Annotated in this window: 20 protein-coding genes; 9 read left to right on the top strand and 11 right to left on the bottom strand. The window is 71.3% G+C overall.

Going from position 1 to position 26,390, the window contains the following annotated elements; translation table 11 throughout:
• The first annotated feature begins 357 nt into the window (after positions 1-357).
• Both J7357_RS16150 and J7357_RS16145 read left to right on the top strand, forming a co-directional pair.
• Complete coding sequence (locus J7357_RS16150) at positions 358-1,929, top strand: M4 family metallopeptidase (protein WP_209248057.1); 1,572 nt, start codon at positions 358-360, stop codon at positions 1,927-1,929.
• Between the two features lie 335 nt (positions 1,930-2,264).
• Positions 2,265-3,551 (top strand): DEAD/DEAH box helicase, encoded by a 1,287-nt coding sequence (locus J7357_RS16145; RefSeq protein ID WP_209248056.1) that lies wholly within the window; start codon positions 2,265-2,267, stop codon positions 3,549-3,551.
• A 45-nt stretch (positions 3,552-3,596) separates the two neighbouring features.
• Here J7357_RS16145 and J7357_RS16140 read toward each other — a convergent pair whose 3' ends face one another.
• Positions 3,597-3,926: a DUF6172 family protein gene (locus tag J7357_RS16140; protein ID WP_209248054.1), complete on the bottom strand. Its 330-nt coding sequence runs from the start codon at positions 3,924-3,926 to the stop codon at positions 3,597-3,599.
• 218 nt (positions 3,927-4,144) lie between these two features.
• On the opposite strand from J7357_RS16140, the gene J7357_RS16135 reads away from it, so the two are divergent.
• A complete protein-coding gene (locus tag J7357_RS16135) occupies positions 4,145-4,906 on the top strand; it encodes an SDR family NAD(P)-dependent oxidoreductase (RefSeq protein ID WP_209248052.1) in 762 nt (253 codons plus the stop codon).
• Positions 4,907-4,979: 73 nt separating this feature from the next.
• On the opposite strand, the gene J7357_RS16130 is transcribed toward J7357_RS16135, so the two are convergent.
• Positions 4,980-5,612, bottom strand: a complete 633-nt coding sequence (locus J7357_RS16130) for an NAD-dependent dehydratase (protein ID WP_209248050.1) — start codon at positions 5,610-5,612, stop codon at positions 4,980-4,982.
• 357 nt (positions 5,613-5,969) lie between these two features.
• Here J7357_RS16130 and J7357_RS16125 point away from each other — a divergent pair, with 357 nt between their 5' ends.
• On the top strand, positions 5,970-6,896 hold the full coding sequence (locus J7357_RS16125; RefSeq protein WP_209248048.1) for a carbohydrate kinase: 927 nt from the start codon (positions 5,970-5,972) through the stop codon (positions 6,894-6,896).
• A 91-nt stretch (positions 6,897-6,987) separates the two neighbouring features.
• Positions 6,988-7,488 carry an MgtC/SapB family protein gene (locus J7357_RS16120; protein WP_209032219.1) on the top strand — a complete coding sequence of 167 codons (501 nt, stop codon included), beginning with the start codon at positions 6,988-6,990 and terminating at the stop codon, positions 7,486-7,488.
• Here the strand turns inward: J7357_RS16120 and J7357_RS16115 are convergent.
• Entirely contained in the window at positions 7,449-8,075 is a 627-nt protein-coding gene (locus J7357_RS16115; RefSeq protein WP_209248046.1) for a ParB-like protein, read from the bottom strand. The genes J7357_RS16120 and J7357_RS16115 overlap by 40 nt on opposite strands.
• 431 nt (positions 8,076-8,506) lie before the next feature.
• Between J7357_RS16115 and J7357_RS16110 the strand changes: the two genes are divergently transcribed.
• Positions 8,507-10,111: a GGDEF domain-containing protein gene (locus tag J7357_RS16110; RefSeq protein WP_209248044.1), complete on the top strand. Its 1,605-nt coding sequence runs from the start codon at positions 8,507-8,509 to the stop codon at positions 10,109-10,111.
• Positions 10,112-10,217: 106 nt separating this feature from the next.
• Here the strand turns inward: J7357_RS16110 and J7357_RS16105 are convergent, their stop codons facing one another.
• The gene (locus J7357_RS16105; protein WP_209248042.1) at positions 10,218-11,114 is read right to left on the bottom strand and encodes a DUF808 domain-containing protein; all 897 of its coding nucleotides are present in this window, start codon (positions 11,112-11,114) and stop codon (positions 10,218-10,220) included.
• A 140-nt stretch (positions 11,115-11,254) separates the two neighbouring features.
• Here J7357_RS16105 and J7357_RS16100 point away from each other — a divergent pair, with 140 nt between their 5' ends.
• Positions 11,255-12,880 carry a dihydroxyacetone kinase subunit DhaK gene (locus J7357_RS16100; RefSeq protein ID WP_209248040.1) on the top strand — a complete coding sequence of 542 codons (1,626 nt, stop codon included), beginning with the start codon at positions 11,255-11,257 and terminating at the stop codon, positions 12,878-12,880.
• Between the two features lie 367 nt (positions 12,881-13,247).
• Here J7357_RS16100 and J7357_RS16095 read toward each other — a convergent pair whose 3' ends face one another.
• Complete coding sequence (locus J7357_RS16095; RefSeq protein WP_209248038.1) at positions 13,248-14,411, bottom strand: hypothetical protein; 1,164 nt, start codon at positions 14,409-14,411, stop codon at positions 13,248-13,250.
• 84 nt (positions 14,412-14,495) lie between these two features.
• The gene (locus J7357_RS16090) at positions 14,496-14,636 is read right to left on the bottom strand and encodes a hypothetical protein (protein ID WP_209248036.1); all 141 of its coding nucleotides are present in this window, start codon (positions 14,634-14,636) and stop codon (positions 14,496-14,498) included.
• A gap of 393 nt (positions 14,637-15,029) precedes the next feature.
• Between J7357_RS16090 and J7357_RS16085 the strand changes: the two genes are divergently transcribed.
• Together J7357_RS16085 and J7357_RS16080 are read left to right on the top strand one after the other, a co-directional pair.
• On the top strand, positions 15,030-16,721 hold the full coding sequence (locus J7357_RS16085) for an AarF/UbiB family protein (protein ID WP_010340957.1): 1,692 nt from the start codon (positions 15,030-15,032) through the stop codon (positions 16,719-16,721).
• Positions 16,722-17,072: 351 nt separating this feature from the next.
• Positions 17,073-17,750: a TIGR02466 family protein gene (locus J7357_RS16080; protein WP_209248034.1), complete on the top strand. Its 678-nt coding sequence runs from the start codon at positions 17,073-17,075 to the stop codon at positions 17,748-17,750.
• Between the two features lie 37 nt (positions 17,751-17,787).
• Here the strand turns inward: J7357_RS16080 and J7357_RS16075 are convergent, their stop codons facing one another.
• The 5 genes from J7357_RS16075 to J7357_RS16055 form a co-directional block, all read right to left on the bottom strand.
• Positions 17,788-20,163, bottom strand: coding sequence for a DUF3772 domain-containing protein (locus J7357_RS16075; RefSeq protein WP_209248083.1), 2,376 nt, complete (start codon positions 20,161-20,163; stop codon positions 17,788-17,790).
• Positions 20,164-20,483: 320 nt separating this feature from the next.
• Entirely contained in the window at positions 20,484-21,506 is a 1,023-nt protein-coding gene (locus J7357_RS16070; RefSeq protein ID WP_209248031.1) for an NAD(P)H-quinone oxidoreductase, read from the bottom strand.
• Between the two features lie 216 nt (positions 21,507-21,722).
• Entirely contained in the window at positions 21,723-23,033 is a 1,311-nt protein-coding gene (locus J7357_RS16065) for a histidine-type phosphatase (protein ID WP_209248029.1), read from the bottom strand.
• An 8-nt stretch (positions 23,034-23,041) separates the two neighbouring features.
• Positions 23,042-25,543 (bottom strand): TonB-dependent receptor, encoded by a 2,502-nt coding sequence (locus J7357_RS16060; protein WP_209248027.1) that lies wholly within the window; start codon positions 25,541-25,543, stop codon positions 23,042-23,044.
• Positions 25,544-25,657: 114 nt separating this feature from the next.
• The coding region (locus J7357_RS16055) for a FecR domain-containing protein (RefSeq protein ID WP_209248025.1) at positions 25,658-26,390 on the bottom strand (733 nt) is incomplete at its 5' end.

The following is a 26,390-nucleotide window of genomic DNA, read 5'->3' as shown; positions in this document are numbered from 1 at the left end:
AAGCCCCTCCCACAGTGCAGTGACCAAGCGCCATCAGCAGCTTGAGTTTGGTGCTGCGATCGCTTCGCTTGCATTCGATGCACATCCGTCAACCTCCCTGGCACCGTGATGGCGAACCACCTTGGCTCGATCGCGCATCACACGTCGCGGGTACGGCGATACCGCATCCGCCCGACCAAAAACCCTGAACGCAACCTGTCTACCACGCGACGCAGCGACGCCGTTATGGTCGCTGCACAGGGGAGGCACTGCGCCGATCGGCCGCACTGCCATGAAACGTCATGCCACGCACCGCGCCACGGCCGCTTCGCTGCCGCGTCGGCGCGTCCTTCCTTCTTGCGCTCGAGGATTCCGCACATGACCCATTCGCTTCGTCATCGCCCGTTGGCACTGCTGCCGTCCCTGCTGCTTGCGCTCGCCGCCACGTCCGCCCACGCGGCGCAGCGCGTCGACCTGCACGCCAAGAACCCGGATACGCTCGGTACCCAGTACCGCAGCGCCGCCGCCCGCGTCGGCGGCATCCCGGCCGCACCCGCGGTCCGCCATGCCGAACTGATCGGGCTGGACGCCGAGTCCGCGCTCACCCTGCTCGGCAGCAGCGAAGATGCCGACGGCACCGTGCACCGCCGCTACCAGCAGACCTTCCGCGGCATTCCGGTGTGGGGCGAGCAGGTGATCGTCAGCGAACGTGCCGACGGCAGCGTGCGCAGCCTGTTCGGCCGTTCGGTGGCCGGGCTGGCCAGCGAACTGCCGGCCACGGCCGCCAATGCCGCCAGCGCCTCGTTGAGCGCCGATGCCGCGCTGCGTGTGGCCCAGCGCGTCGCGCTGGGCGCCGCGCAGGCCGAGCGCCGCATCGAACGCGCGCAGGCACCGCAGATGATCTATCTCGACGACAGCGACCGCGCGCACCTGGCCTACGTGGTGTCGTTCTTCGCCGATGCGCCGAACGGCGGCGCGCCGAGCCGGCCGTTCGTGATCGTGGATGCGCGCAGCGGTGCCATCCTCAAGCAGTGGGACGCCCTGACCACGCGCGACGCCACCGGCCCCGGCGGCAACGCCAAGACCGGCCAGTACGAGTACGGCAGCGACAGCATCCACGGCTTCCTGGAGGTGGACGACAGCTGCCGCATGCAGAACACCAACGTCAAGTCGGTGAACCTCAACGGCGGCAGCTCCGGCACCACCGCCTACCAGTTCACCTGCCCGCGCAACACCTACAAGGCCATCAACGGCGCCTACTCGCCGATCAACGACGCGCACTACTTCGGCGGCGTGATCGAGAAGATGTACCGCAGCTACGTCGGCGTGGCGCCGCTGACCTTCCAGTTGGTGATGCGCGTGCATTACGGCACGCGCTACGAGAACGCCTTCTGGAACGGCTCGACGATGAACTTCGGCGACGGCAACACGCGCTTCTATCCGCTGGTCAGCGCCGACGTCGCCGGCCACGAGGTCTCGCACGGCTTCACCGAGCAGCATTCCAACCTCACTTACTCCGGCCAGTCCGGCGGCATCAACGAGGCGTTCTCGGACATGGCCGGCGAGGCCACCGAGTACTACCTCAAGGGCACGAACGACTTCAAGGTCGGCACCGAGATCTTCAAGGCCAACGGTGCGCTGCGCTACATGGCCACCCCGACCCAGGACGGCAGTTCGATCGACAACGCCGCCAACTACCGCAGCGGCCTGGACGTGCATTACTCCTCGGGCGTCTACAACAAGGCGTTCTACACCCTGGCCACCACCTCCGGCTGGAACACGCGCAGCGCGTTCGAGGTGTTCGCCCGCGCCAACCAGCTGTACTGGACGCCCAGCACCACCTTCAACAGCGGCGCCTGCGGCGTGCAGACCGCGGCCAGCGACCTGAGCCGCTCGGTGACCGCGGTGCGCAATGCCTTCGCCGCCGTCGGCGTGAGTTGCCCGCAGTAAGGCCTGCACGGACGCGCACGGCCATCCGCGTGGATGGCCGTGCGTTGCGGGATTGGGGATTGGGAGTGGCAACAACTGCTCGCGCCGATCGCCTCTCGTAGGAGCGGCTCTTGTCCCCTTCTCGGGATCAGCCGCGACGAGCAACGTGGCGTGCGTTCCGATGGCGCAATGCGTCGGGACTGAAATCCCTCCCACAGTGCACCGGGGAGCTCGCCGCACGCCCTTGTCGGAGCGGCTTCAGCCGCGACGCGATCGTCCAAAGCGTCACGACGGAAAACACTCCTGCGCCGGGTCGGCGATACTGTGCGGTCTCTCCCGCGCCCTGCCCGCCCCCGATGCCGTTCGCTTCCCTCGGTCTGTCGTCCGCGCTGTATCCCGCCTTCGCCGCCGCGCTCGCGCGTGCCGGCTGGCAGACGCCTACGCCGATCCAGCAGCAGGCGGTGCCGCTGATCGTCGCCGGCCACGACCTGCTGGCCATGGCGCAGACCGGTTCCGGCAAGACCGCGGCGTTCGCCTTGCCGTTGCTGCAGGCCTGCGCGCAGGCGGACAGGCCGGCGCGCTCCACGCGCGTGCTGGTGCTGGTGCCCACCCGCGAACTGGCGGTGCAGGTCGCCGACACCTTCGTCGCGCTGGGCCTGGAACTGCCGCGGCGGCCGCGGGTGGTGGTGGCGGTCGGCGGCGTGTCGATCAATCCGCAGATGCTGGCGCTGCGCGGCGGTGCCGACGTGGTGGTGGCCACGCCCGGACGCCTGCTGGATCTGTTGGCGCAGCGCGCGCTGCAGTTGGACGCGGTGGCGCACCTGGTGCTGGACGAGGCCGATCGCCTGCTCGACCTGGGCTTCGGCGCCGAACTGGAGCGGCTGCTGCAGCTGCTGCCGCCGACGCGGCAGACCCTGCTGTTCTCGGCCACCCTGCCGGCGCCGATCGCGGCACTGGCCACGCGCCTGCTGCGCGCGCCGCGGCGGATCGGCGCTACCGCAGACGCCGCGTCGGTTCCCACAACCTTGCGCCAGCGCGCGATCGAGGTCGACAGCGACCGGCGTCTGGCCCTGCTGCAGCATCTGCTGGACCACGAGGCCTGGCCGCGCGCGCTGGTGTTCGTGGCCAGCCGGCGCAGCACCGAGCAGGTCGCCACGGCGCTGAGCAAGGCCGGCATCGCCGCGCAACCGCTGCACGGCGACCTCGCCCAGGGCCGGCGTCAGCGCACCCTGGACGCGTTCCGCCAGCAGCAGCTGCGCGTGCTGGTGACCACCGACCTGGCCGCGCGCGGCATCGACATCGCCGCGCTGCCAGTGGTGGTGAACTACGACCTGCCGCGTTCCACCGCGGACTACACCCATCGCATCGGCCGCAGCGCGCGCGCCGGCGCCGAAGGTCAGGCGCTCAGCTTCGTCGATGCCACCAGCGCGGCGCACCTGCGCCTGATCGAGAAACGCCAGGGCGTGCGCGTGCCGCGCGAACGCATCCCCGGTTTCGAGCCGACGCCTGCGCCGGCGCCAGCCGCCGCGGCGTCCACGGAAGCCGCCACTTCCACCGGTGGCGTCAAGGGCAAGCGGCCGAGCAAGAAGGACAGGCTGCGCGCGGCGCGTGCGCAGGGCGGCGAACCACCCGCGAGCGGCTGAGCCGCGCGGCACGGGCCCCGACGCGGCCAGCGCGCCGGATCGCGCTCAGTCCTCGAACGGATCGTGCTCGCTTTCGCCCTGCCCACCCTTGGCCCGCGGCGGCCGCGTGCATGCCCGGCTGCGGATCTCCACGTAGAACTGCTCGCCGCCGGCGGCCACCAGCGCGTCGACCGCACGCAGCAGCTCGGCCGGCGGCAGCACGGCGGCGGTGGCTTCCTCGGTGCCGAACAGGGTGTCGAAATCCCAGTAGTCGGTGCCGGCCGGCAGGGTCTTGCGGCGCTCGCGGCGGATGTACTTGCGGATGTCGTGCTTGGCGGCATCGAGCAGGCGATCGGGATGCTTGCCTTCGATGCGGAGCCGGTAGGTCTTCTTCATTGTGGGAAATCCTGGAAAGGGAACAAGCGCAGCCAACAAAACGACTGCGCAGCCGCCAAGCGGGTGCGGAACTGCTTGCGACGTGTTGTGAGCCACGCTCAGGCGGCCGTCGCGGGACGGCGCTGGGTGGGATGGGCCGCCATGGTGCCAGAAGCGGCCGCGCGCTGCGGATTGCGCGGATAATCGACGCACGCCCCACCGCCACGCAGGAGCCACCGATGACCGATCCGTCCGCCTTCGCGGGATACCGTGTGCTCGTCGCCGGCGCCAGCCGTGGCATCGGCTTGGCCATCGCCGACGCCTTTGCCGGCCATGGCGCGGCGGTGGCGATCTGCGCGCGCAGTCCCGCGCCGCTGGCCGAGGCCGCCGCGCAGTTGCAGCGCCACGGCCATCCGGTGGCGCAGCAGTGCTGCGACCTGGCCGACGCCGCGCAGATCGAGGCGTGGGTAGCGCAGGCCGCCGACGCGCTGGGCGGCATCGACGTGATGGTCAACAACGCCTCCGGCTACGGCCATGGCGACGACGATGCGAGCTGGCAGGCCGGCTTCGACATCGACCTGATGGCCGCGGTGCGCTGCAACCGCGCCGCGTTGCCGCACCTGCGCGGCAGTGGCCGCGGCTGCATCCTCAACATCAGCTCGATCAACGGCCTGCGGCCGACGCCGCGGGTGCCGGCGTACTCGGCGGCGAAGGCGGCACTGAACTACTACACGACCACCCTGGCGATGCAGCTGGCGCGCGAGCGGATCCGGGTCAATGCGATCGCGCCCGGCTCCATCGAATTCCCCGGCGGGCTGTGGGAGCAGCGCCGCCAGCAGCAGCCCGAGCTGTACCGGCAGATCCGCGCCAGCATTCCGTTCGGCGCCTTCGGCGCGATCGACGACGTCGCCAACGCGGCGCTGTTCCTGGCCTCGCCGCAGGCGCGCTGGATCACCGGCCAGGTGCTGGCGGTGGACGGCGGACAGTCGCTAGGCGCCTGAGGCGACGCGCGCGCCCTGCTGCGCGCTCGCGCTTCATTGCCAATCCCGAATCCCCACGCCCCAATCCCCGCTCCTACACCAGCTGCGCCGCCTCGATCACCTGCACGCCCGGTCGCGGCCGCAGCGCGGCATCGACCAGCGCCGCGGCGATATGTTCGGCCGGATTGATCCGGTAGCGCCGCGGCAACAGCGGTCCGAGTGCGCGCAGCACCACGCTGGCGGCGTGCTCGCCGCGGCGGCGTTGCGCACGCTCGCCGCCGATCAGGCCGGGCCGCACCAGGGTCAGCGAGGGAAAGCCGAGCGCGCGCAGGTCGTGTTCCAGGTCGCCCTTGACCCGGTTGTAGAACGCCCATGACCGCGGATTCGCGCCGAGCGCGGAGTTCAGCGCGAAGGCCTCGGTGCCGTGCTGGCGCAGCAGGCGCGCGATCGCCAGCGGATAATCGTGATCGACCCGGCGGAACGCCGCGCGCGCGCCGGCCTGGCGCATCGTGGTGCCGAGCGCGCAGATCGCCGCCTCCACCTGCCACCAGGGCGCCTGTGCCGGCAGTGCGTCGAAGTCGAGCACCGGGTTCTGCAGCTTGGCATGGGTCATGGCCAGCGCGCGCCGGGTCGGCGCGATCACCGCGCTGCAGGCCGGCTCGGCCAGCAACTGGGTCAGCACGTGGCCGCCGACCAGGCCGGTGGCGCCGGCGAGCAGGATCTTCATGGGAATGGCCTCGGGGTTGGCTGGGATGGGGCGACTATTGCAGGGGTGGCGGCAAGGTGCTGTCGGGGATGTTCGCGGTGGGCGTGGGCCATGAGGCGCTGCGCGCCCGTACCCTCACCCCAACCCCTCTCCCGGGGGGAGAGGGGCTTTGGCTTCTCCCTTCTCCCACCGGGACCATGGCCCCCTTTTCGGGGGAAGGTGCCCCGAAGGGGCGGATGAGGGTACGGGGCGCCAGCCAGCCTGGTCCTCGCACGCTCCTGCCTGCCCCACCCACGGTCGCCGCGCCGCAGCAGGTACGCCACAATAGCCGCCCCATCGCGCCGGCCGGCGCGCTGCAACCTGACGAGGAGCGGTTCGATGTTCGTGGTGTGCGGAGAGGCCTTGTACGACATCTTCATCGACGGCTACGCCGGCACCTCGGTCGCGATGACCGCGCGCCAGGGCGGTTCGCCGTTCAACGTGGCGATCGGCCTGGCTCGCCTGGGCGCGCCGTCGGCGCTGTTCACCGGCCTGTCCACCGACCCGCTCGGCCGCCAGCTGCGCGCCACCCTCGAAGGCGAAGGCGTGGCCCTGGACTACTGCATCGACAAGCGCGAGGCGACCACCCTGGTGATGGTCGCGCTGGACGCGAGCGGCGTGCCCAACTACGCCTTCTACGGCACCGGCTGCGCCGATCGCGCGCTGACCGAGGCCGACCTGCCGGCGCTGGACGCGCGCGTCGGCGGCCTGCATTTCGGCTCCTACACCCTCGTCGCCGAGACCACCGCCAGCACTTTCCAGGCGCTGGCCGAACGCGAGCGCGGACAGCGGCTGATCTCGCTGGACCCGAACGTGCGGCCGACGGTGGAGCCGGACATGGCGGTGTGGCGCGCGCGGCTGGCGCGCTGGATCGCGCTGGCGCACGTGGTCAAGGTCAGCCAGGAGGACATCGAGCTGCTGTATCCGCAGCAGGATCCGTTCGCAGTCGCCCGCAGCTGGCTGCAGCAGGGCCCGTCGCTGGTGGTGATGACCCTGGGCGGCGACGGCGCGGTGGCCTGGCGCGGCGACAGCGAAGCGCGCGTGCCCGGTCGCGTGGTGCAGGTGGCCGACACCGTCGGCGCCGGCGACAGCTTCCAGGCGGCGCTGCTGCAGCAGTTACCCGATCCGGCCGCGCTGGCGGCGCTGGGCAGCGAACCGGCCGCGCTGGAGCGCCTGCTGCGGTTCTGCGTGGCCGCCGCGGCGATCAACTGCACCCGCGCCGGCGCCAACCCGCCCCGCCTGGACGAGGTCCAAGCCGCGCTCTGACGTCGGCCGACTGCGTGCACGCAGCGCGCGCGGCCGAGTTGCCTAAGATGAGCCGGGCGCCCACCCCGCCGCATCCACCAGGAGACCTGCCTTGATCGAGCTGTCCGACATCGCCGTGCGCCTGGGCATCGCCGCCCTCGCCGGCGCGGCGATCGGGTTGAACCGCGACCTGCACGGCAAGCCGATCGGCATCCGCACGCTGGGCCTGGTCGGCCTGGCCACGGCGATGGTGGTGCTGTTGGCCGACCCGCTCGGCAAGGGCGGCTTCACCGACGCCGGCAGCCGCGTCATCCAGGGCATCCTGACCGGCATCGGCTTCCTCGGTGCCGGCGTCATCTATCACGTCGAGAAGCACGTTCGGGTCCACGGCCTGACCAGCGCCGCGTGCGTCTGGCTCACCGCCTGCGTCGGCATCATGTGCGGCGCCGGCCAGTGGCAGATCGTGGCGGTGTCGCTGGCCATCGCCTTCGTCATCCTGCTGTTCGGCGGGCGCGTCGAACGCGCCTTGCACGCGCTGCTGGGCGGCAGGCCGGCGCATGACACCCCGCCGGATCAGTCCTCGGACAACGGCCCGCACCAGCCCGGCAAATAGCTCGCGTCCCGGCTCTTGGCGAGCGCGAGCGCGGTTTCCATGGCGCGGGCGAAATCCTCCTTGATGTCGCGGCGCCGCAGCCGGCGGCGGAACAGGTCGGCCCACAGGAATTCGCTGAAGGGCGTGGTGTCCTTGGCGTAGCCGCCCGCGCGCCGGACCTCCCCGGCGAGGCTGCGGTAGGGATCGTCCTTCAGGTCGGCGATCGACGTCGGCATGTCCTTGAACGGGCGGCGCTCCCCCTTGGCGTCGTAGGGATAGGCCCAGCGGCGATGATCCAGCACGCTCCACAGCGCGCCTTTGTCGACCACGCTGAGGTCGGCGATCACCGTGACCAGGATGTCCTTTACCCCTTCGTCGTGCAGCGCCCGCGCCAGGTGGTGGTGATCGACCACGTAGTACTTGCCGTCCGGCCCCAGCACCACCGGGATCATGTGCGTGCCGAGCAGCTCGGCCTGCTTGTGCTTCGACGCATGCGCACGCCAGCGCCTGCGCTTCTCCTTGACCTCGCGCATGCCCACGGTCATCTGCGTGGGCCGCAAGGACAGGATCGGGACCGGGTGCAGCAGGGGTTCGCGGGAATCGGCCATGCGCAGTCTCCGTGGAGGTGGTGGGCGCGCCGCGGCAGGCGCGGCCGCCAGAGTGCCAGCGTCGTGCGCGTTCTGCACAGCGCCGCCGCACGCGCTCCCCTCTCCCTCCGGGAGAGGGGCTGGGGGTGAGGGTGCGACGGCTAGGGAACCTCGTTCCTAGACACGTCCCTGGCAACTCGCACCCTCATCCGCCCCTTCGGGGCACCTTCTCCCGAAGGGAGAAGGGAAGGGCCGCCATGCTCACGAGTTCCGCCGCCGGCCACGCCACTCCCCTCTCCCTCCGGGAGAGGGGCAGGGGGTGAGGGTACGGCCGCCATGGAGTCTTCTTCACAGACCCACCACCCGCCCGCTCAAGCGCGCGCCGCCGGCGCCGATATCCAGATCCTGAGCGCCAGCATGGGCGGCGCATTGACTTGGAGGAGCCGGCTGGCATGTCGGATCAACGCGACGAGCCGCCGATCAGCGGACTGCGCAAGCTGCTGTCGCCGCGTCGGCGCGATCCGGCGGCGACCGCGACGCTGCCGGCGCGCGCGCAGGGCCACGGCCACGGCCACAAGCACGGCCACGCGGCGCCGCCTGCGGAGGCGGCGACCGACCCGGCCGCCGCCACCGCCGCGCTGATCCGCCTGTTCCAGCAGGCGCACGAGCCGCTGGGCCTGCTCGGCGCCTTCGCCGACGGCATGGCGGCGCTGCATGGCGAGCTGGGCGACATGGGCCGGCGCCTGCAATCGGCGGCGAGCAGCGGCGACTGGCCCAGCTACGGCCGCGCGCTGCGCCAGCTGATCGACAAGTACATCCGCACCATCGACGTCGACGACCCGCTGGCCGGGCCCAGCGACAGCGAGCGCCTGCGCGACCTGTTGCGGCAGACCGTGGCCGGCGCGCTGGCGGCGCTGCTGCACACCCTGCCCGAACTCGCCGGCGAGGCCGAGGCCAGCGGCGAGGCGCTGCGCCAATGGCGCCCCGGGCAGCCGCTGGAACCGGTGGCGCAGCAGGTGCGCGAGCTGTGCCACCAGATCGCGTTGCGCGCCAACGACAGCCAGGAGCAGCAGGCGCTGTTGCTGAGCCTGTTCGACCTGCTGCTGGAGAACGTCGGCGAACTGCTCGACGACACCAGTTGGCTGCAGGGCCAGATCGCGGTGGTGCGCGACCTGATCACCGGGCCGCTGGACCGCTACTCGATCGAGGAGGCGCGCGGCAGCCTGCGCGAGGTGATCTACAAGCAGGGCCTGCTCAAGCAGGGCATCGCCGAATCCAAGGAGGCGATGAAGGACCTGATGCTGACCTTCGTCGCGGACCTGGACGGCATGGCCGCCAGCACCGGCGAATTCCACGACCGCATCGCCGATTACTCGCAGACCATCCGCGACGCGCGCAGCATCGCCGACCTCAACCGCCTGCTGCAGGAAGTGCTGCAGGACACCGGCCACGTGCAGGAGCAGGCGCTGCGCGCGCGCGATCACCTGATCGCCGCACGCCAGGAGGTGGAGGCGGCCGAGCAGCGCATCCTGCGCCTGGAGCAGGAACTGCAGGACGTCAGCGGCCTGGTGCGGGTCGACCAGCTCACCGGCGCACTCAACCGCCGCGGCCTGGAGGACCTGTTCGCGCGCGAACTGGTACGCACCGAGCGCAGCGCGCAGCCGCTGTGCGTGGCGATGCTGGACCTGGACGATTTCCGCAAGCTCAACGAGACCTTCGGCCACCCCGGCGGCGACAGCGCGCTGCGCCACCTGGTGGAGGTGGCGCGCACCACCTTGCGCGCCAGCGATGCCATCGCCCGCTTCGGTGGCGAGGAATTCGTGCTGCTGATGCCGGACTGCACGATCTTCGAGGCCAGTGCGGCGGTGACCCGCGTGCAGCGCGCGCTGGCCCAGCGCGCGGTGGTGCACGAAGACCAGCGGGTGTTCGTCAGCTTCAGCGCCGGCGTGGCGCTGCGCCAGCCCGGCGAAGCGCAGGACGCGCTGATCCGCCGCGCCGACCGTGCGCTTTACGAGGCCAAGAAGGCCGGCAAGAATCGGGTGGTGTCGGCCGACTAGCTGGCGCCGGCGTGGCCGGCGCGGGATTGGGGAGTCGGGATTGGGGATTCGCAAAAGCGAGCATGCGCGTCGCTGTTGCGAATCCCGAATCTCCAATCCCGAATCCCTACTCCCGCACCTTCTTGATCCCCAACACCACCGCCAGCACCACCGCGCCGGCCACGATACCCACCACCGCATTGCCCAGCGCCAGCACCAGGCTGCCCAGGCCGCCGCTCGGGGCGATGCCCTGCAAGGCGTGGTGCAGCGGACCGATGCTGTGCACCAGGATGCCGCCACCGACCAGGAACATCGCCGCGGTGCCGGCGACCGACAGCGTGCGCATCAGCCACGGCGCCAGCCACAGGATGCCGCGGCCGATCGCCGCCGCCGCGGCGCCCTTGCGGCTCAGGTACAGGCCCAGGTCGTCGAGCTTGACGATGCCGGCGACCAGCCCGTAGACGCCGGCGGTCATCGCCAGCGCGATCGCCACCAGCACCGTGAGCTGCTGCAGGAGCGGCACGCCGGCGACCACGCCCAGCGACAGCACGATGATCTCCGCCGAGAGGATGAAGTCGGTGCGGATCGCGCCCTTGACCTTGTCCTTCTCCAGCGCCACCACGTCCACCTGCTGGTCGGCCAGCGCCTGCACCTGCTGCGCGTGACGTGCCGCGTCCTCTTCCTTCGAATGCAGGAAACGGTGCGCCAGCTTCTCCACGCCCTCGAAGCACAGGAAGGCGCCGCCGATCATCATCAGCGGGGTGATCGCCCACGGCAGCCAGGCGCTGATCGCCAGCGCCGCCGGCACCAGGATCGCCTTGTTCAGCAGCGAGCCCTTGGCCACCGCCCACACCACCGGCAGTTCGCGGTCGGCGTTCACCCCGGTCACCTGCTGCGCGTTCAGCGCCAGGTCGTCGCCTAGCACGCCGGCGGTCTTCTTGGCCGCGACCTTGGTCAGCAGCGACACGTCGTCGAGCAGGGTGGCGATGTCGTCGAGCAGGGTGAACAGGCTGGCGCCGGCCATGCGGGGATTCCATTCGGGATGAGCGGCGATTCTCGCCGATTCCGCCGAGCACGTGCGTGAGCGGCACGGCCTCAACCGCACGTAACGCCGGCTCGGCTATCGTCCGCGACGACGCCGCACGGCCCGCACAGGAGACCCGCATGGACCAGTTCCTCACCGCCCCCCGCGCCATCGTCGACGACGTGCTCGCGGCCGCGGCCATGCTGCAACCGCTGCGGCTGTCGGAGACCGACAGCGGCACCCGCATCGTGCTGCAGGCCGCGCGCGATCCACGCCAGGTCGCGGTGCTGTCCGGCGGCGGCGCCGGGCACGAGCCGGCGCATGCCGGCTTCGTCGGCCCGGGCATGCTCAGCGGCGCCATCGCCGGCGACCTGTTCGCCTCGCCCGGGGTGGAGGCGGTGCTGGCGGCGATCCGCGCCTGCGCCGACGCGCCCGGCGTGCTGCTGGTGATCAAGAACTACACCGGCGACCGGCTCAACTTCGGCCTGGCCGCCGAGCGCGCCCGCGCCGAGGGCATCGCCGTGGCCAGCGTGCTGGTCGCCGACGACATCGCCCTGCCCGACGCCGCGCAGCCGCGCGGCATCGCCGGCACGGTGCTGGTGCACAAGTACGTGGGCCACCTGGCGCGCGAAGGCGTGCCGCTGGCCGAACTGGCGCAGCGCGGCCAGGCCTTCGCCGACCGCCTGCTGTCGCTGGGCATGGCGCTGTCCAGTTGCAGCGTGCCCGGCCAGCAGGTCGGCCGCCGCGCGCCGGAACTGGGCCTGGGCATCCACAACGAGCCGGGCGCGCGGCCGGTGCAGCCCGGCACCGTGGAGGAGGCGTTGGCGCTGGTGCTGGACCCCCTGTTGGCGCAAGCCGATGCCCGCCTGGGCGCCGACGCGCCGCTGGTGCTGATGCTCAACGACCTCGGCGGCTGCTCGACGCAGGAACTGGGCGTGCTGACGCGGCTGGCGCTGCAGCGCATCGGCGTCGAGCGGGTCGCGCTGATGCCGGTGCCGGCAGCGCTGATGACCTCGATGGACATGCACGGCTTCTCGATCACCCTCGCCCCGGCCGACGCCGACGTGCTCGCCGCGCTGCAGGCGCCGGTGCAGACCCTCGGCTGGCCCGGTGTGCGCGTGCCGCACGCCGTGCAGCCCTTCGCCCCGGCACTGAAGCGCGACGACGATCATCGCCAGGGCCCACGCGATGCGCGATGCGCGGCCGCACTGGCGCGGGTGGCGCAGGCGCTGATCGCCGCACAGGCGGAACTGGACGCGCTGGACGCGCGCAGCGGCGATGGCGATGCCGGCAGCACCTTCGCCGCCGGCGCGCGCGCCCTGCAGCAGGCGCTGGACACCGATGCGCTGGCCACCGGCGACGCCGCCGCACTGGCGCGCGGCCTGGCGGCGACGATCGAACACAGCATGGGCGGCTCCAGCGGCGTGCTGCTGTCGATCCTGTTCACCACCGCCGCCGGTGCCCTGGCGGAGGGACGCGACTGGGTGCAGGCGCTGCAGGCCGGCGTGGCGCGGATGCAGCACTACGGCGGCGCGCAACGCGGCGACCGCACCCTGCTCGATGCGCTGCTGCCGGCGCTGGACGCCCTGGCGCAGGGCACGGGCGTGGACGCTGCCGCGCACGCCGCACGCGCGGGTGCCGATGCCACCGCGCAGCTCATCCGCGCCGGCGCCGGCCGCGCGGCCGCGGTGCCGGCGGATGCCTTGCGTGGGGTGATCGACCCCGGTGCCGAAGCGGTGGCGCGGGCATTCGCGGCGTGGCGGTGAAGCGGGCGGTCGGGTCGTCCGATGCGGTGCCAGGCAGGCATGGGTCAATCGGGGCGGCAGGCGTGTTCGGGAACGCCTGTCGCGGCTGAAGCCGCTCCTACGACACACCCTACGCCTCATGCGTAGCGTCATCGCTGCACACGCAGGCAACTCCGCATGCAATGCCACCAGGAATCGGCAGCCGTGCCCTCCCACGTTGCAGGAGCGGCTTCAGCCGCGACAGGATTCACCGATAACGCCCATCGCGGCTGAAGCCGCTCCTACAAGGCTTGCAGCGAGCTGTCCGGGTGCACTGTGGGAGGGACTTCAGTCCCGACGCGCGCAAGTCGGAATCACCAACTCTTTTGGCGCAGCGCCCGGTCGCTCGCTACTCCGCCGACGCCGCCTCCAGCACCTGCGCCACCGCCTGCAGCGAGCCATGCACCGAGCCGGGCTGCAGCGCCAGCGGCTGGGTCTTGCCACGCGTCACCACCTCCATGCGCTGCGGCACGCCCTGCGCATTGCCGACGATGCGGTAGGTGGTGTCGCCACGCGCGAAGCTGAGCAGATGGCGGTCGGCGTCGTAGTCCATCGCCTCGCCCTGCGCAGTCGGATACAGCAGGTCCACCCGCTGCTGCGCGCCAAGCGCCGCGTAGTACGGCGTGCCGCTTGCGCCGTCGCCGACGTTGGCGAACACCACGATGCGCTTGCCGGCCGGCGCCAGGCGAAACTCGAGCAGGATCTTGCGCTGGCCCACCGCGGTCTCGCCTTCCTCGTCCCACAGGTAGTGCATGTCGGGCACGCGCTTGCCGCCACGGTCGCGATACACCGTCTCCTGCGCCAGTCCCGGCCCGTCGCCGCGCGCATCTTCGACCATTTCGCGTTCCAACAGCGGCTCACCATCGCGGATCGAGTATGTCGCAAACTGGTGCCAGCAGCAGCCGTCCTTGGTCATGGTGTGGAGTTCACGCGCCTGCGCATCCACCTCGAACAGGCCGCAGTTGTTTTGCGCCAGTTCGGTGAAGTCCGCATCGGCCTCGAAACCGTCGGCGGTACCCAGGTACACCTGGTAGGACGGGCCGTGATAGCAGCTGTTCTGGCTGTCCATCACCGCCAGGTCCTTGATCCCGTCGAAATTGAAATCGTCGTAGATCAGCACGCTCTGCTCGCCGTACGGCAGCTCGTGCACATTGGCCTTGACCTTGCCGCTCTTCGCATCGGTGTCCAGCACCAGCTCCGGCGAGGCCACCTCGAGCAGCGGCGTGGTGTTGCCGCGGGCGAACACGCGCACGATGCCTGGACGGAACACCTCGCCGCTGTCCTCGATCTCCAACGTGGCGCGGTAGCGATCGGAGAAGTCCTGCAGGTCGTAACGGCGGTGCGTACTGGCGGCGAAGGCCTTGGCGTCGAAGTCGTCGCCGGCATACCGCTGGGTCTGCGTCGCGGCGGTCGCGGTCGCGGTCGACGACAGCAGCACAAGTAGCAAGGCCAGGCGTGCACGCGCCGACAGCACACGGGCATGGCCAACGGCATGCGAGACGATGGAGGACATGGTGACGTTCCTGGCGGCGGGCAGCGGAGGCCAAGGGTAAGGCCGGCCGCAGCGGCCGGCCAGGGGCCAGCGGACGGCGGCGCGTCAGAACAGCGCGCGTGCCAGTGCCCGCAGCGCCGCGCGCGCCTCGGTGGCGATGCCGCCGCCGTCCTCGCCCAGCCAGGCCACCACGAGCAGCACCACGACCACCCCAGCCGCCAGCAGCGCGAGCCGGCGCCCGCTCATCGGCCGAGCGCCGGGCCGAACAGGCGCGGTTGCGCAACGCACGGTGCAGCGCGTCGCGGCGCGGGCGCCACCCGCGCTCCGTCGCCGCACCGGGAGCGTCCGCTGCGTCCCACCCTCTTTACCACCATCGCCACTCATCCTGCCGCACTGCGCGCTGTTCTCCGACCCGCGTTGCGCGGCAGCATACGCGGCGGGCACCTCGCCCGACCATCGGCACAACCCGGTTGCCAAACCGCGGCCCTGGCGAGCCTGTTGCCGGCAGGGCGCCGCCGCGGCAACGCAGCCTGGCGCCTGCGATCCCCGGCACCGGGCCCGACACCGCACGGGATTCACTGCGCGACGACCCGGCCGTGGCCACACTCGTCGCAGCCTTTCGCCTGCCCGGAGCCCACCTTGAGCGCGACGCCCGACGCTGCGGCCACACCGCACGTGATCGGCGGCCTCAGCCGCCGTACCCAGATCCTGCGCCTGCTGCTGCGCTACCGCAGCTCCGGGGTGTTTTCCGGCATGGACATGGAGACCGCCCAGGGCGAGCATGAGCTGCCGCCGGAAGGCACGCCGGAACAGTTCGTCACCGACCTGGAGGCGCTCGGCCCGACCTTCGTCAAGCTCGGGCAGATGCTGTCCACGCGCCCGGACGTGGTGCCGCCGGAGTTCGCCACCGCCCTGGAGCGGATGCAGGAGAACACCACGCCGATTCCGAGCGAACGCATCCGCGAGATCGTCGAGGCCGAGCTCGGCGTCGGCATCAACAAGGCCTTCTCCGCGTTCGACGACACCCCGCTGGGCAGCGCCTCGCTGGCGCAGGTACACCGCGCCGCGCTGCGCGACGGCACCCCGGTGGCGATCAAGGTGCAGAAACCCGAGGTCGCCGCACAGGTGCGCGCGGACCTGGAGGTGCTGCGCAGCTTCGCCAGCGCCGCCGACAAGCTGACCGGGCTGGGCCGGCGCATCCGCTTCGCCGACTGGCTGGCCGAGTTCGGCAAGGCGCTGCTGGCCGAACTGAACTACGAGGCCGAGGCCGAGAACCTGGCGCGCTTCGGCGAGCACCTGCGGCCGTTCCCGCAGCTATGGGTGCCGCAGCCGGTGTGGGACCTGTGCAGCCGCCGCGTGCTGACCATGCAGCTGGCCGAAGGCGTGCGCGTGGACAAGATCTCCGGGCTGCGCCGCACCGAGCAGCCGATGGACGACCTGGCCGCGGCGCTGGTGCGCGGCTACCTGGACCAGATGTTCGTGCACGGCGAGATCCATGCCGATCCGCATCCGGGCAACCTGCGCGTGCTCGCCGACGGGCGCCTGGCGATCTTCGACCTGGGCATGGTCGCGCACGTGCCGCCGAAGCTGCGCGAGCGCCTGCTCAAGCTGCTGTTCGCCGCGGTCGACGGCCGCGGCGAGGAAGTGGCCGAGGAAACCATCGCGCTGAGCACGCGCCTGGAGGATTTCGACGAGGAGCGTTACCAGCGCGAGACCGGGCAGATGATCGCCCGCTACGCGGCGCACGACGCCATGTCCGAAGGCCGGGTGGTGCTGGACCTGGTGCGCATCGCCACCGCCTACGGGCTGCGCACGCCGCCGGAGCTGAGCCTGCTCGGCAAGACCCTGCTCAACCTGGAAGCGGTGTGCCGGGCGCTGTCGCCACACCTGGACACCCGCGTGGTGGTCGAGGACCAGTTGCAGCACGTGATGCGCGCGCGGCTGAAGAAGTCGCTGTCGGCGGCCAACCTGGCCAGCGAGGCGATGGAACTGCAGGCGCTGCTGCGCGAGGGCCCGCGCCGCATCTCCGACATCCTCACCCTGGCCGCGGAGAACCGCCTGCAGGTGCGCGTGGCCGGGCTGGAGGAATCGCGGCTGATGGAGAGCCTGCAGAAGATCGCCAACCGCGTCGCCGCCGGCATCGTCACCGCCGCGCTGATCCTGGCCTCCACGCAGATGATGCGCATCGACACCGGCAGCAAGCTGTTCGGCTACCCGGCGATCGCGATGGTGCTGTTCCTGCTGGGCGTGGTGCTGGGGCTGGGCATCGTGGTCAGCGCGGTGCTGTTCGACCGGCGCGCGCACGCGCGCGAAGAGCGCGGACGGCGCTAGGCCGTCTCGGCGATGCCCGGTAGCGGCGCGCCGGGTTGGGACATGCCGGTCGGCACGACGTGCCGCTACAGACCGCGATCGGGTGCTGCCACGCTGCGCGCCGCCCCTGCGCATGCACGCCGCTAACGCGGTGGCACGGGCCTGGGCATGCCATGCGCTCCGGTTCTTGTTGCCGCACCCGCAGGGTGACCGGGGACGCCCTGTATGACACCGCGTGACATACGCCCCGGCAACCGCGCCGCTAGAGTGATGCCGGCCACCTGCCGAACGCCATTTCCCGCGCCATGCGCGCCAGCGAGACCGCAGTGGCCACGCATCGAAACCGTCCCGTAGAGAGCAGAAACGCCGCGCATGTCACTCCCTCCGAACCGCGTCGCTCCTCAGCGGATCGTGCCCGAGCAGATCGCGATACATCGGTTGTTCGCCACGCCGCTGGCGCAGATCGCGTATCCGGCGGCGAACCGGCTCAATGACGTGCTGAAGGAGGAAATCGCGCGGCACAGGGCCGAAGACCCGACCGGCGTGCGCCACAGCAATTCCGGGGGATGGCAGTCCAGTCCGGACTTCAACACCTGGGACGGCGAAGGCGCCATGGCACTGACCGCGTACGCCACGGAACTGGCCTACGCGTTGACTGCCGTCTACCACCCCGAGTACGGCCTGGTGGTGCCCGAGTTCGAGTGGAAGATCAACGCGTGGGCGAACATCAACAACGCCGGCGATTCCAACGCGCAACACGCGCATCCCGGCGCGTTCTGGTCGGGCGTCTACTGGGTGGACGATGGTCGCGACGACGGCCAGGAAGCGGGCGGAGACCTGCAGTTTCTCGACCCGAGAGGGGTCATGCCCTCGCTGTACAACCCGGAACTCAAGATTCGCGTCGCGGGCTGCCTGAGCGCGGGATTGACCACCTCCATCGCTGCCGAGAGCGGCACGCTGGTCATGTTCCCCTCCTGGCTGCTGCACTCGGTCACCGCGTTTACCGGTTCGCGGCCGCGCATCTCCGTCGCATTCAATTTCAGCGCCTGAGCGAACGCAGCCGCGATTCTTCCATCGCTGCCCGCGCCTACGGCTCCTTGCGCAGCAGCCGCACCTCCTGCGGCGACTCCAGCGCGATGCCCTCCTCGGCCAGGCGCTGCAGCAGGGCGAAGAACAGTTCGCTGCGGGTGCCGTAGGTCAGCCGCGGCGAGGCCACGTAGGCGAAGCTGTTGAGGGTCACGTGGCCGTTGGCGATGGAGTCGATGAACACCGACGGCGCCGGGTCGTCCAGTACGCCCGGATGCGCCGCGTACAGCTCAAGCAACAGCGCGCGCAGCTTGACCACGTCGGTGCCCAGCGACACCGCGAACTGGATCTGCACCCGCCCCAGCGGCCCGGCCAGGGTCATGTTGCGCAGGGTCTTGGTGATCAGTTCGGAGTTGGGCACGATCAAGGTGGAACGGTCGCCGACCTGGATCTCGGTGGCGCGCACGCTGATCCGGCGCACGTCGCCTTCCTGGTCGCCGATCTTGATCCAGTCGCCGATCTTGACCGGGCGCTCGGCGAGCAGGATCAGGCCGGACACGAAGTTCTGGGTGATCGACTGCAAGCCGAAACCGATACCGACCGACAGCGCGCTGACCACCAGCGCGATCCGCTCCAGGCCGATGCCCAGCGCGGCCAGCGCCCACAACGCAGCCAGGATGATGCCGACGTAGCGCGCCACGGTGCTGATCGAGTTGCGCGAGCCGTCGTCCAGTTCGGTCTTGGGCAGATAGGTCTGGGTCAGCCAGCGATGCAGGTACTGCATGACACCCAGGCCGAGCAGCAGCACCAGCACCGAGCGCGCGATCGCGCCCGGGTACAGCACCACCTTGTCGCTGACGCGGATGCCGTCGGACAGCAGCGAGAACCAGTCCGAGATGATCGAGACATTGGTGCCGAACGGCATCAGCAGCGCGCCGATGCCGATCAGCAGCAGCACCACCCGCAGCAGCGCCGAGGTCAGCACCCCGGCCTGCTCCAGGCTGCTCGAGCGTACCCCCAGCGCGCCGTTGGCGGCGCGGCCGATGCGGCCTTCGCTGGCGAACAGCCACAGCGCGAAGTCGTCGGCGAAGGTCATCAGCAGCCGCACCGCGCCGACGATCATGGTGATCCAGATGATCTGTCGGGTGATGAACAGGCCCAGGTGCAGGTAGCCCAGCAGCGCAGCCAGCAGCGCCACCACCACCGCGACCTTGACCAGCACGCCGATCAGCGCGAGCACCCCGCCGTGCTGGCCGGGCGGCGGCGGCTGGTCGTTGGCCAGCGCCTGCGCCGCCGCCTCGGCGTACTGGCGCCGGCGCAGCCGCGTCAGGCTGGTCAGCGTCGCCAGGATCAGCACGCCGTAGACCAGCGCGATCACCCCGTCGGCGGCGACGGTGGCCGAGTCGCTGGTGCGCGCGGCCTGGTTGATCACCAGCAGCATGCTGCTGAGCCAGGCCAGCGCCGCGGTGGCCCAGGTGTACTTGCGCAGGCGCCGCGCGGTGGCGTCGTCGATCGGGAACAGCCGCCAGCTCGGCTGGTTCGGCAGCAGCACGCTGGCGCCGAGCGAGCCCATGAAGGCGGCGGCGAAGCTGACCCACACGAACCCATTGAGCACCGCATCCAGGCGCTCGGGCACCGCATCGATGCTGCGCAGGGCCTCGGCCAGGGCCAGCGCGGCCAGGCCCGGGGTCAAGGTCCCCAGCAGCAGGAACCAGATCGCCAGGCCCGACCGGCGCAGGCGGCTGCCCGGCGCGCGCGACACCGCGTAGCGCTTGCCCAGCCAGCGCAGCAGGTAGCGCAGCGGGAACAGCAGGATCAGCGCGATGGCGATGCCGATGCCGAGCGCACCGTTGCCGTGTTCGGCGAGCGCGCCCTGCAGCGACTGCTGGCCGAGCGCATACAGCGCCAGCAACTTGGCCTGGTCGTCGGGAAAGTCGTCGGCGATCTGCTTCCACAGCGTCGGCGACAACGGCGAGGGCGAGCGCAGCGACAGCTCCTGGCTGAAATGCTCGGCGCGCGCGCGTTCGATGTCGTCGGCCAGCTGCCGTGCCTCCACCACCATCAGCTTGCCGCGCTTGACGCCCGAGTCCAGGGCGTCGCGCTGCTTAGTCAGCGCCTTGCGCTGCGCAGCGATGTCGGGGGAGTCGCCGGTGGCGGCCGGACCGAGCTGTTGCAGACGCGCATTGACCTGGGCCAACTGCTGCGAGAGCGCATCGGCGGCGGTCTGCGCATCGTTGGAGGCGTCGGAGACCTGCGTGACCAGGTCCTGGAAGGCGGCCTGGTTGCCGGCATCCACTTCCTTGCCGCGCGCGTCCTTCAGCGACTTGGCGGCGTTGTCGAGCAGGGTCTGCGGGTCCGGCGGCGCGTCGGCGGCGTCCTGCGGCTGCGCAGAGGCCACCGCCGCGCACAGCCACAGCAGCAGCAGGACGTAACGCAACAGGGAAGACGAGGACGCGGAACGGGGCAGCAGGCGCACGCAGGGACCGGCACGGGCAAGCGCGGACCACCGCGCGTGCGGCGCACTATACGGCGCGGCGCTTGAACCGGGCCAGCGGTGGCGCAGGTTGTGTTGCGTGGAGGGCGCGCCACCTGCGCGCGCGGTGGTCACCAAGGGTGGCCCTCCCATCAAAACCGGGATCGCATGTAGGAGCGGCTTCAGCCGCGAGAGGCTTTACCGGGAACCTTTACCGGGACCGCCCGTCGCGGCTGAAGCCGCTCCGACGAAAGCAGGCGAGTCGCCGCGACCGACGCCCGGGTTCACCGCGCGTCCGTCACCAGCACGATCTTGCCGATATGCGCGCTGGACTCCATCAGCGCATGCGCCTGCGCCGCCTCCTGCAGCGGGAAGCAGCGGTCCACCTGCGGCTTGATGCGACCCTCGGCCAGCAACGGCCACACCCGCTCCTCCAGTTCGCGCGCGATCGCCGCCTTTTCCATCACCGAACGCGGACGCAGGGTCGAACCGGTGTGGGTCAGCCGCTTGGCCAGCAGCGGCATCAGGTCCAGTTCGCGCACCTTGCCCTGCTGGATGCCGATCTGCACGATGCGCCCGTCCAGCGCCGCGGCCTGGTAGTTGCGCGCCAGGTAGTCGCCGCCGATCAGGTCCACGATCACGTCGGCGCCGCGGCCCTCGGTGAGGCGCTTGGTCTCGGCGACGAAGTCCTCCTCGCGATACAGGATCGCCGCTTCCGCGCCCAGCGCCAGGCTGGCGGCGCGCTTGTCGGCCGAGCCCACGGTGCTGATCACCCGCGCGCCGAAGGCCCGCCCGAGCAGCGTGGCGACGCTGCCGATGCCGGAGGTGCCGCCGTGCACCAGCAAGGTCTCGCCGGACTGCAGGCGGCCGCGCTGGAACACGTTGGTCCACACGGTGAAGAAGGTTTCCGGCACCGCCGCGGCCTCGGTCAGGCTCAGCGCCGCCGGCACCGGCAGGGCGTTGCGCTCGTGCACCACCGCGTACTCGGCGTAGCCGCCGCCAGCGACCAGCGCGCAGACCTGGTCGCCCAGCCGGTAGCGCTCCACGCCGTCGCCCAGGCCGACCACCTCGCCGGCGAACTCCAGCCCCGGCAGCGGCGACGCGCCCGGCGGCGGCGGATAGCTGCCCTGGCGCTGCATCACGTCGGGACGATTGACGCCGGCCGCGGCCACCCGCACCAGCAGTTCGCCGCGCCCGGGGTGCGGCAGCGGCACGCGCACCGGGACCAGCACCTCGGGCGCACCGGGCTGGCGGATCTCGATCGCGGTCATGGTGTCGGGCAGCGCGGCGGCATGGGTCGGGGACATGGCGGGGTCCTGGCAAAGAGCGCGGCGCACGCAGGCGCAGGCGCGTGGGGGAACCGCGATGATCGACCCTTCGCGCTGAGTGGTCCGTGACGGCGGGCGGCCTTTACCCCGGCCCCGTGGCACCCGTAGGAACTGCTTCAGCCGCGACAGGCATTCCCGGGAACGCCCGGTCGCGGCTGAACCCGCTCCCACGGTGCCGCCAAGCGCAGACACCAGCTAATCGCCCACCGGTGCCGCCTGCGCCGGCCACTCGGTCATCGGTGGCACGGCAGCCTCGACCCGCTGCGGATCCAGCCGCGCCTGCAGCGCCGGCAACGCGATCGCCAGCGGGCAGCGCAGGCGCCCGCCGCAGCCGGGCAAGGGCCAGCGCCGCTCGCGCAGGCCGCGGCCGTCGAAGCGGTTGCCGCGCAGCGCCGGCAGGGTCGGCACCACGCTGCGCAGTTGCAGGAAGTCGTGGCCGTCCTGCCGCACCAGTTCCAGCAGCAGCGCACCACCCGGCGGATACGCATCCGGCTGGCCGCGCACGATGGGATCGATGCCGAACAGGCCGGCCAGATGCGCCAGGTTGGTGTCGTGGCCCAGCAGCACCAGCGCGCGCGCGTCCGCCGGCGCCAGCGGCGCCACCGCCGGCGCCTGCCCGGCCGCCGCCTGCAACGTCGCCAGCAGGTGCGCGAGCAGGTTGGAGCCACCGGCACGCGCCGCCGGCAGCGCCCGCTTGCTGTAGGCGAAGGAGGCGTTGTGCAGGCCGATCAGCCGCTGCAGCGCCGCGGCATCGGCGCGCCCCCAGGCCACCTGCGGCAACGGCAGGCCCTGCGCGTACTCCAGCATCAGGTTCTCGGCCAGGCTGCCGGCGGTCTTCAAGACCTTGGCCGCCTGCACCGGATCCTGCAGCCGCTGCGGATCGTCCAGGCGCGGCGCGTCCTGCGCAGCGCAGGCCGACCCCGCACAGCCGGACAGCACGCGCTGCAGCGCGCGCAGCCGCGTGCGTGTGGTCGCGTCTAGCTGCAGCGGCGGTGCCGGCACGTCGTCGTCCTTGTCCTCGTCCTTGCCGAAATGGAACAGCGGGTTGTTCTGCGTCGTCGGCAATGCGAGGTAGTGCGCCTGGCACCCCGGCAGCAGTCCCTCGGTGAAGGCCGCCGCGCTGTCGTGGTTGCGCGGCGTGCTGTCGCCGATCACCACCGCGCCGGACCCGGCGCAATCCGGCGCCAGCACCGCCGTGGCCAGCCAGCGCTGCCGGTAGCGCGCGCCGAGCGCCTGCATGCCGGCGGCACCGTGCGCCGTGAGCTGGCCGGGCGCCACCGGCCATTGCGGCCAGGGTTGCGTGGCGTACCTGGCCAGGTCTTCTGGCGATTGCGTCGGTGCGCGCACGCCATGGCGCATCACCACGATCGTCAGGCGCACCTGCGCCGCATCCGGTGCGGTAGGCGCCTTGGGCGATGCCGCCACCGGCCAGGCGGCGCTGGCGACGCACAGCAACGCGGCCAGGCACCATCCACTACGCACGCGTGCGAATCGGGAAGCGAACATGGCCGGCCTCAGAACTTCAGCGACAGGTCGAGGAACACGCCGCGCCCGGCCAGGCCGAAGTACAGCGGCTGGTTGTCGGAAGAGCGGGTGCCGGCGTAGCCGATCAGCGCATGCCGGTTCAGCAGGTTGTTGACGTCCATGCTGATCGAGTAGCCCTTCAGGCCGTACGGCCCGTGCGTGCTGCGGTAGCCCAGCGCCGCATCCAGGCTGGCATAGCCGCCCAGGCGCTGGTCGTTGCCGAACACGGTGGCGCCGTTGGCCGCGGTGGTGTTGTCCACGCCGTACTGCGGGCCCACCACCTTCTCCATCAGCGAACCGAAATAGCCGGTGCCGCTGTTGTACAGCAGGCCCAGCGCTGCGGTCACCCGCGGCGTGCCGGCGACCTGGGTGCTGCTGTGCTTGTAGGTGGCGTCGTTGTAGCTGGCGTTGGCGTACAGGCTCAGGATCGGCGTCAGCGCGTAGGTGGCCTCGGCCTCGGCGCCGCGATACACCGCACCGCCGCCGTTGACGAAGGCGCTCTCGGTGCCGCTGTCGGTGTTGATCAGGGTCTGGCTGATGTAGTTGCTGAAATCGATGTAGTAGACGTCGGCGCCGAAGGTCAGGCCGCGCGCGGCGTAGCTGGTGCCGAGCTGGTAGTTGCTGGTCAGCTCCGGGCGCAGGCCACGGGCGCCATTGAGTTCGATCACGTCGATCGGCGGCGCCAGGAAGCCGCGCGCGGCCTGCACGTAGCCGCTCCAGTGCTCGTTGAAGCTCTGGTGCAGGCTCAGCGACGGCAGCGTGGCGTCGTAGCTGGCCTCGCTGTGCGCCGGCGCCGGCGGCGTGCTCTTGTTGAGTTCGGCATCGAGCTGGCGCTGCACGCGCGCGTAGCGCAGGCCCGGGCTGAGGGTCAGGCTGTCGCTGAGCTTCCAGTCGTACTGCAGATACGGCTGCAGGGTGTCGGTGCGGTCGTGCAGGTTGTAGTTGTACAGCGGGCCGTACTTGGTGCCGCTGGCCGCGCCGGTGGTCATGTCCACCGGCAACTGCTGGCGCTCGTCGAGGTTGCGCTCCACCCACACGCCAGTCTGCAACTGGCCAGGTCCCAGGTCGCGGGCCAGCCGCAGCACATCGCCGAAGGCGCGGAAATCGTTGTCCGAGAGCTTGCCCGGCACGTCCTTGGCGGCCTTGGACAGCTTCTTGCCGGTCGCACCGTAGAAGGTCACGCCGTTGTCGGCAGCGCTCTCGCTGGTGGGGATGCTGGTCTTGGAAGCGGTGTGGTCGAAGCTGTTGTAGTAGACCTTGTTGTCCAGGTCCCACTCGCCCAGGCGCGTGCTCAGGCCCAGGTAGGTGAAGCTGGAGTAGTAGGCGGCGGCGTTGTAGCCGGTGTAGTTCTGCAGGGTCGGATCGTTGCCCAGGCCGTAGCGCCAGCCATGCTGCGCGATCTGCGCGCGGGTGGCGCCCTGCACGGTGTTCTGGTGCTCCTGGTTGTAGCTGCTGACGAAGGTCAGGGTGGTCGCCTCGCCCAGATCGGTGACGGTCTTGAGGAAGGCATGCTCGCGGCGGTCGTCGGTGCCCTTGAGGTAGGTATCGCTGGCTTCCTTGGACAGGTCCGCGAACAGGCGCGTGTTGCCGATGTGCTCGTCGGCGCTGACGCCGCCGGCCCAGGTGTTCCAGCTGCCGCCGGTGCCGTAGACGGTGACCCCGTCGACCTCGCTGGGATTGCGCGTGCGCAGCGCCAGGGTGCCGCCGAAGGTGGCGTTGCCGATGGTGGCGCCGCCGCCGGGGCCGCGGTCGATCTCGGCCTGGCCGAGCACGTGGTTGTTGAAGTAGGCCGAAGTGGTGTGGTGCAGATCGCTGGCATCGCCGAAGGGGATGCCGTCGAAGGTGATGTTGAACTGGCCGTCCTGGAAGCCGCGGATGCTGATGCCCTCGTTCTTGCCCAGGCCGGGGCCTTCCGGCGAGGTGGTCACCACGCTGGGCGCGTATTTGATGATGTCGTCGTAGTTGGAATTCAGGCGCAGGCCGTCGCGGATGAAGCGCTCGTCGATCACCGAGGTCGGCTGGCTCGCCTCCAGCGGCGCGGCGCTGGGCGCCAGCGTGTCGACACTGTTGGCGGTGACGTTGATCGGCGCCAGTTCGCGCGGGCCGTCGTGTTCCCCATCGGTCTCGGCGCGGGCCGGGGCGGCGCTGCGCGGCGCCCGCGGCGCGGCGGCCGGCGCGGCGGCGACGCTGCTGCGCACGATGGCGACCGAGCCGGGCGTCAGCATGCGGTAATCCAGGCCGGTGCCGGCGAGCAAGGCATGCAGTTGCTGCGGCGGCGCCAGGCCGGCCGGGGCGCCGTTGCTGCGCAGCCCGGCGGCCAGGGCCGGGTCGTACATCAGTTGCAGCCCGCTGCTGCGCGCGAACTGGTCCAGCGCCTGCGCCAGCGGCATGGGCGCGATGGCCGCCGCGGCGGCGGCGGGCGCCGACCAGGCCGGCAGCGAAGACGTACAGCCCAACAGCAGGGCGATGGAGACGACGAGAGGCTTGCGCATGACGATCACACCGGAGGGGAGGAAGGGCGGCCCCGCGCGTGCTGCGCGACGGCCATGCTTCCTAGGAGTGCTCCGGTGCGCCGTACGGCTACCGTCGATTGCGTGAATTTTTTCTTACAGCGGCGCCGGCGCGTGGCGGATGGTCACCGCGTGCGCATCGCGCTGCACCTGCACGTCCGGCAGGCTGCCGAGATAGGCGACGAAGGCCTCCGGGTCGCGCAGGTGGAACACCCCGCTGACCCGCCGCGCCGCCAGCGCCGGGTCGGCGATGCGCAGCGGCTGCGTGGTGTAGGCGTTGAACAGGCGCGCCACCTCGCCCAGGCTGCGATCGTGCACGCCGACCTGCGCCGGCAGCCAGGCGGTGGCGTCGGCGATGTCGGCATGGTCGCGCCGCGCCAGCACGCGGCCCTGCGCATCCACCCGCACCTGCTGGCCGCCGCCCAGGTCGGCCAGCGTCGTCCCCTCCGACGGCAGGTCGCCGCGGTGCCACCACGCCGGGGCATCGCGCGACACCTGCACCCGCCCCTGCAACACGGTGACGCGGGCGCCGCCGGCCTGCGGGTCGACCCCGAACACGGTGCCGACGTCGCGCAGCACCAGCGTACCGACGCTGACCCGCAGCGGCCGCGCCGGATCATGGCCGAGATCGAACACCGCCTTGCCGCGCAGCAGGGCGATGTCGCGGCGCTGCGTGCCGTAGCGCACCGCGATCGCGCCGCCGCGCTCCAGCTGTACCACGCTGCCGTCGTCCAGGGCGACACTGCGCGGCGCGTCCGCTGGCGCTGCGTACACCGTCGCCGGCACCGGCTCCGGCGCGCGCAGGCGCAGCGCCACGCCCGCGGCGGCC

Source organism: Xanthomonas sp. D-109 (genome assembly GCF_017746095.1).
GTDB lineage: Bacteria > Pseudomonadota > Gammaproteobacteria > Xanthomonadales > Xanthomonadaceae > Xanthomonas_A > Xanthomonas_A sacchari.
This window is presented reverse-complemented; position numbering and strand designations above follow the sequence as displayed.